The sequence below is a fragment of the Streptomyces sp. NPDC060027 genome (assembly GCF_042737005.1).
Taxonomy (GTDB): Bacteria; Actinomycetota; Actinomycetes; order Streptomycetales; family Streptomycetaceae; genus Streptomyces.
The window spans coordinates 1-6067 of the sequence record NZ_JBHWVI010000348.1 but is presented as its reverse complement, the minus strand read 5'-3'; the positions used below and the strand labels follow the sequence as shown (position 1 = coordinate 6067).

At 68.0% G+C, this 6067-nt stretch carries 4 protein-coding genes and 2 pseudogenes; 2 read left to right on the top strand and 4 right to left on the bottom strand.

Features of this window, described 5'->3' with window-relative positions; all coding sequences use genetic code 11:
* From ACFWBT_RS41125 to ACFWBT_RS41115, 3 genes are all read right to left on the bottom strand, one after another.
* Positions 1-1076: IS630 family transposase (locus tag ACFWBT_RS41125; RefSeq protein ID WP_385709402.1), on the bottom strand; the 1076-nt coding region annotated here is incomplete at its 3' end.
* Positions 1077-1323: 247 nt separating this feature from the next.
* On the bottom strand, positions 1324-2013 hold the full coding sequence (locus ACFWBT_RS41120; RefSeq protein WP_385709399.1) for a type 1 glutamine amidotransferase domain-containing protein: 690 nt from the start codon (positions 2011-2013) through the stop codon (positions 1324-1326).
* 636 nt (positions 2014-2649) lie between these two features.
* Complete coding sequence (locus tag ACFWBT_RS41115) at positions 2650-3480, bottom strand: oxidoreductase (RefSeq protein ID WP_385709396.1); 831 nt, start codon at positions 3478-3480, stop codon at positions 2650-2652.
* A gap of 72 nt (positions 3481-3552) precedes the next feature.
* Between ACFWBT_RS41115 and ACFWBT_RS41110 the strand changes: the two genes are divergently transcribed.
* Together ACFWBT_RS41110 and ACFWBT_RS41105 are read left to right on the top strand one after the other, a co-directional pair.
* Positions 3553-4149, top strand: a complete 597-nt coding sequence (locus ACFWBT_RS41110; RefSeq protein WP_385709393.1) for a TetR/AcrR family transcriptional regulator — start codon at positions 3553-3555, stop codon at positions 4147-4149.
* A 313-nt stretch (positions 4150-4462) separates the two neighbouring features.
* A pseudogene (locus ACFWBT_RS41105) lies at positions 4463-5734 on the top strand (aminotransferase class V-fold PLP-dependent enzyme); the annotation flags it as partial.
* 125 nt (positions 5735-5859) lie between these two features.
* On the opposite strand, the pseudogene ACFWBT_RS41100 reads toward ACFWBT_RS41105, so the two are convergent.
* Positions 5860-5949: pseudogene (locus ACFWBT_RS41100) on the bottom strand (IS630 family transposase); the annotation flags it as partial.
* Positions 5950-6067: the final 118 nt, after the last annotated feature.

Below are 6067 nucleotides of genomic sequence, written 5' to 3'. Positions count from 1 at the left end.
GGCCGGCTGACGCTCGCGAAGATGCGTGAGCCGCTGGACATCGTGTGGTCGCGTCCGCTGCCCGAGGGTGCAGCTCCGTCGACGGTGACCGTCTCCCAGGATCCGGCCGGACGCTGGTTCGTGTCCCTGTTGGTCGAGGACCCGTCCGTCCAGCCCCTCCCGGCCACGGATACGGCGGTCGGTATCGATGTCGGCGTGAACCATCTGCTGACCCTGTCGACCGGGTTCCTGGCCCAGTGCCGGATCGTCTCGCCCTTGTGAGCGGACAGGTTATCCAGGATGACGTAGATCGGGGCGCCGTCCGGGCGGGCCGCGCGGATCGACCGCAGCGCGGCCAGGGTGTTGTGGGCACCCTTCTTGCGGCGGTTGACGCCCCACAGTCTGTCGTCGCCGATCGAGTAGCAACCGTGGAAGTACCTGACGCCGTGGGTGCGGTGGTAGGTGGCGGGGTGACGCTCGGGGTGGCCCGCGGGAGCCCAGCAGGATCCGGCGGTGGGGCGGATGCCGAGCGGGCCGAACTCGTCGAACGCGAACACGCGGTCAGGGAAGCGGTCCAGCACCTGCTCAATGCGGTCGAGCTTGGCGTCGCGCTCAGGGTCCGGTGACTCCTTCCACGTCTTGGTCCGTTGGAAGGTGATGCCGCGGCGGGCGAGCAGGCACCGTAACGCCTCCCGCCCGATCCGGATCACGCGGCCGTGGACTTTCCGCAGGTAGGCAGCAAGCTTGCGGATGGACCAGCCGGTGAAGGGTTGGCCGAGCTTGGTCGGGCGGGTGGTGGCCGTCGTGAGAATGAAGTCCTCGTCGTCAGGAGTGAGCAGGCGGGGACGGCCTCCCGCCCACTGAGGGTCCAGGCAGGCCAGGCCGATCTCGTTGAACCGGTGGATCACGTCCCGGACGGTGTCCTCGTCGGCCTGCACCAGCTTCGCGATCACCGGCACCCGGTTCCCGCCGGCCGAGGCCAGCAGCATCATCGCGCGCCGATAACGCACCGAACTGTTGCTGCCCCGGCGCACGATCTGCTGCAGCTTCTGCCCCTCCTGGTCGGTCAACCTGCGCACCCGGACAGGCTCAGCCACCACACCCCCAACGATCGGACGGACATCACCGCACATCCAACCGCCGCCACCACCAACCCGGCGAACCTTCCCGGTCAGAGCACTAGCGGATGTGTGCTGCACAGCACTCCGTCGAACGCGGTGCCCGCCAGGGTTGGATCGCCCCTTATCCGACAACGGACGCCATCTCGTTGGTCCTCCGGTCCGGGCCGACGTAGAAGGCCGGCCCGGGCCGGTCATGCGCTCGCGGAGCATGACGCGTGAGCGCTCACACGCCGCCCTTGTCGACCAGCGCAATCAGGGCATCTGCTGCGGGCGCGGAGGAGGCCGGGTTCTGCCCGGTGACCAGCAGGCCGTCCTGCACGACATAGGGTTGCCAGTCGCCGGCCTTGGAGTAGAGGCCTCCGAGCCTGGTTAGTTCGTCCTCGACCAGGAAGGGGACCACGTCGGTGAGCTGAACGGCCTCCTCTTCGGAATTGGCGAATCCGGTGACCCTCCTGCCCAAGACCAGCGGCGTGCCGTCTTCGTAGACGGTGTGCCGCAGTACGCCGGGTGCGTGGCACACCACTCCCACCGGCTTGCCCGAGTGGAGGGTCGTTTCGATCAACCGGATGGAGACGGTGTCTTCGGCGAGGTCCCACAGCGGTCCGTGGCCGCCGGGGTAGAAGACTGCGTCGAAGTCGCCGGCCGCGACCGAGTCAAGGCGGACGGTGTTCGCCAGTGCCTCGGTCGCCTCCGGGTCTGTCTCGAAGCGCCGGGTCTGGTCGGTCTGGAAGTCGGGCTCGTTGCTCTTGGGATCCAGCGGCGGCTGCCCGCCCTTGGGTGAGGCAAGCACGAGCTGCGCGCCGGCCTCCCTGAAGCGGTAGTACGGCGCCGCCAGCTCCTCCAGCCAGAACCCGGTCTTACCGCCGGTGTTCCCCAGCTCGTCGTGCGAGGTGAGAACAATCAGAATCTTCATGCGTGCTCCTTGTTGAATAGACTGGTCTGTCTTTGAGGGGTGAATGCGTCTCCTGGCCGGGATAGGGCAGGAGGCACAGGCCTTCTGCAGGCGCAGAAGACTGCGGGGTTACCGCGCACTGACGGTGCCGAGCGGGGCCGGGCTGCGGTGGTCGGCGAACTTTGACGATGACGCTTGCGCCGAACGCCACATGCCGTACAGGGCCTGGGCGACGTCGCGGGCCTTGTTGCCGGCCGGGGGAGGTCCTCCATGCCAGCTGGTGATCACGTGGTCGACGACGGTATGCGCGCTCTTCTCAGGGCCGGACACATCGACTCGGAGAAGTCCGTAACTTCGGCTCTGGTTTCAGCGCCAAACACCTGCCCTGGCGCTTCTCGACGCTCTGCGTCTGCCGAAGCCACGCGGATGATCGGGTCCCGGCGCGGCCTTCGTGGCTAACCGGCTTCCTGCCAGGAGGAGTCTCCTGTCCGGAACAAAGAAGCGCCGGCCGATGGACGCTTCGCTCCGATCCGTGTGCGGTGCCGAGGCGGGCGATGACGAAGGGGATCCCTAGCGCCGTTGGGGCCGCTTGCCAGGGTCGTAACCTGACACTCGCGGGCGCCAGCGTCTGATGCCGGTGTCGGCAGTACGGGTCCTTTACCGGGGGACGCCGAGAGCCCGGGAGATGACGGTGTCGAAGCCACGGTCGGGAAGGAGCCGGCGCAAGGCGATCAGGGGCCGGGCGCCGAAGCCGGTGACGTAGCGGGTCTTGGGGCGGCGGGCAGTGACGGCTTTGCCGATGGCGTCGGCGATGACGGAGGGCGGGGAGTTGCGCTTGGCGTTGGCCTCGGAGCGCAGGGAGGAGACCATCGCTGCGGCCTGGGCGGCGTAGGGGCCGCTCGCGGAGGACTTCTCCAGGTTGTCGGCGGCGATGTCGCCCCATTCGGTGGCGATGGCGCCGGGTTCGATGACGACGACGTCGATGCCGAAGGGCCTGGCTTCCAGGCGCAGGCAGTCGCTGAGTGCCTCGAGGGCGAATTTGGTGCCGTGGTACCAGCCGCCGAGTGGGGTGTAGATCTTGCCGCCCATCGAGGTGATGTTGACGACGGTGCCGGAGTGCTGGGCGCGCATGTGGGGCAGGACGAGCTGGGTCAGGCGCAGCGCGCCGAAGACGTTAACCTCGAATTGGTAGCGGGCCTCGGTGAGGGGGATGTCTTCGAGGGCGCCGTAGGAGCCGTAGCCGGCGTTGTTGACCAGGACGTCGATGCGGCCGGTCTCGGCGGTGACCTTCTCGACGCCGTCACGTATGGAGTCGTCGTCGGTGACGTCCATCTCCAACGGGCGGATGCCGCGATCGGCGAGCTTTTGGAGGCGGTCGGTGCGGCGGGCTGCCCCGTAGACGGTGTAGCCGAGTTCCTGGAGCTTGAGCGCGGTGGCCTCGCCGATGCCGGAGGAGGCACCGGTGATGAGGGCGGTCTTGGCGGGCATGGCGGGGTCCTCACTGACTAAGATGAACTGTGGTTCACGATTCATCCTGAACCATGGTTCACCTTGATGCAAGTGAAGGGCAGGGAAGTCGCAATGACCCAGGCCAGGGCGCCGCGCGCCGACGCGATCCGCAACCGGAAGAAGATCCTCGCCGCCGCCAGCGAGCAGATCACCGCCCACGGACCCGAGATCGGCATGGATGAAATCGCTGCCGCCGCGGGCGTGGCCGTGGGCACCCTGTACCGGCATTTCCCCACGAAGACCGACCTGGTCGCGGCCGTCGTCGCCGAGTTCGTCGCCCGGGTTGCCGACGATGCAGAGGCATCACTCGAGCGCGTGACCGCTGGCGGCCGTGCCGCGCACGAACTGGCTGCGCTCCTCGGCCGCGTCGTCGAAGTGTCCGTGACCGACCGCGCCGCCAAAGCCGCCGCCGAGGCACTCGGCGCAGAACCCGGCGACCGCACCGACGAAGACCGGGTGGGCACAGCCGTCGCCGCCCTCGTCCACGCCGGCCAGACCCAAGGCGACATCCACCCCGACATCACCGTCGACGACATTTATCTGCTGTTCTCCACCGCCCCTACCGACCAGCCCCCTGCCGTCCGCGCCCGCTGGCTCGCCCTCGTCATGCCAGGACTGGCCCACAACCGGCCGACCACATCCGCCTGAGCGCCCGACTTCTCAAGCGGCCCACGCGCCCTCGGACACACGGAGCCAGACAGTCGGGGCACGATACAGAGGAGAGCGAGCGGCGGCCGGCCACCCTTGCCCGGCATGAACCGGGCGGCGCTGAGGCTGTGATCAGCAGTACGGCGTACCGTTCGCCTGCCCGAACGTCAGCTCGTTCAGTGTCTGCCGTCGGAATGCCCGTTTGGGTATGCGTTGCTCACGCTGCCGTGGTGGAGATGGAGGAGCGTAGAGGAAGAAAGGATCCGAGTCCGCTCAAACAGTGAATACGCCTGCCTCCCACAGGAGTTTCACCGTGTCCGTCCCCACCGCCACCAACCAGAGCATCTGTATGCCCCTGCCCGTTCTGGGATCGGAAATCACCGTGCCCCTCGTGACGGGTGGCGAGGTCACCTATGACGCGCTGGACTGCACGGCCAACGCGCCCACGCTGCGGCGTGTCTGGGACGACGTCGCCGCCTACGCACCGTAGTACGGCAGCGTCCACCGCGGTGCCCGCTATCTCTCCCAGCTCCGACCAACCACAGACTCCCTGAACCTGCTGGCCCATGCCCTGCCCGCCGAATGCCAGGTCTTCGTCTTCGAAACTGAACACCACACCTCTCTGCTGCCCTGGCAGGGTGCCCACGTCACCTACCTCAACGCCCCGCGCACTCCTCGGCAGGCCATCTCGACCCTGGAGCGGGCCCTCGCCGACCGCGACCCCAACGGCCCGGCCCTGGTTTGTGCCACCGGCGCCTCCAACGTCACCGGGGAGCTGTGGCCGGTGCGCGAAATGGACGCCACCGCCCATGCGCACGGCGCCCGGATCGTCCTGGGCGCCGCCCAGCTCGCCCCACACCACCCGGTGAGCATCCGTGGTCTGGATGCCGACTGGGTGGCCTTCTCCGGGCGCAAGCTGTATGCGCCCTTCGGCTCACGTGTTCTGGCCGGCCGTGCCGACTGGCTGGGCGAGGCCGAGCCGTACCTCGCGGGCGGCGGCGCCAGCCGCCGGGTCATCCGGCGCCAGGACGGAGGCGTCGAGGCGGAGTGGCACCAGAGCTCGACCCGCCACGAGGCAGGCTCCCCCGATGTCATCGGCGCCTACTTCATCGCTTCGGCCTGCAAGGCACTCACCGAAGCCAGCTGGGACGCCCTCATGGCCCACGAGAAGCACCTCGTCCGAACGGTCAGCAAGGGCCTGGCCGAGGTGCCTGAAGTGCGGATCCTCTCGCTCATCGGCGACAACGCCCCACGTGTCGGCATCGTCTCCTTCGTGGTCGCGGGCTGGAACAGCGCTCACTTCGCCGCCTTGTCCTCCGAGTACGGCATCGGCGTCCGCGACGGCCTCTTCTGCGTACACCCGCTGGTACATACCCTGCTGGGCAGCGAAGCGCAGACCCCAGGCGAGTGTGGCGCCCCCGACGCGGCCCCGGACAAGAAGTTTCTCAACGCCATCCGCGTGAGCTTTGGGGCAGGCACCCCGCACGAGCACCTGGAGCGGTTCCTGAAAGCTGTCAAGGAACTGGTTAGGGACGGCGCGCAGTTGCAGTATCGCGTGAAAGACGGCCGCTGCGTCCCGCCCCTGACCGCCACTTCTGCCGACACGCTGCCACCAGCACCGCACGGAACTCCGCGCAGCGCGCTGAAAGAGTGCGCCCAGGACAGGAGTTGGCGAAATCCCGCGGCGGTAACGGGGAACCTATGGTGGGCCAGGAGCACTATCGGCGCGCCGAGTTGTTGGTGGGCGGCGGTCAGCAGGTCGCGGTAGTCGGTCCAGGTAAAGCTGCGACTGCCGTCCCGTTCGTGATTACTGAGGTTCTCGGGCTAGTGTCCTGCGCCAGAGATCCGTCGGCAGAAGCGGGCGAGGGAGTCGAGGATTTCTTCGGCTGTCTTGGTCCAGATGAAGGGCTTGGGGTCG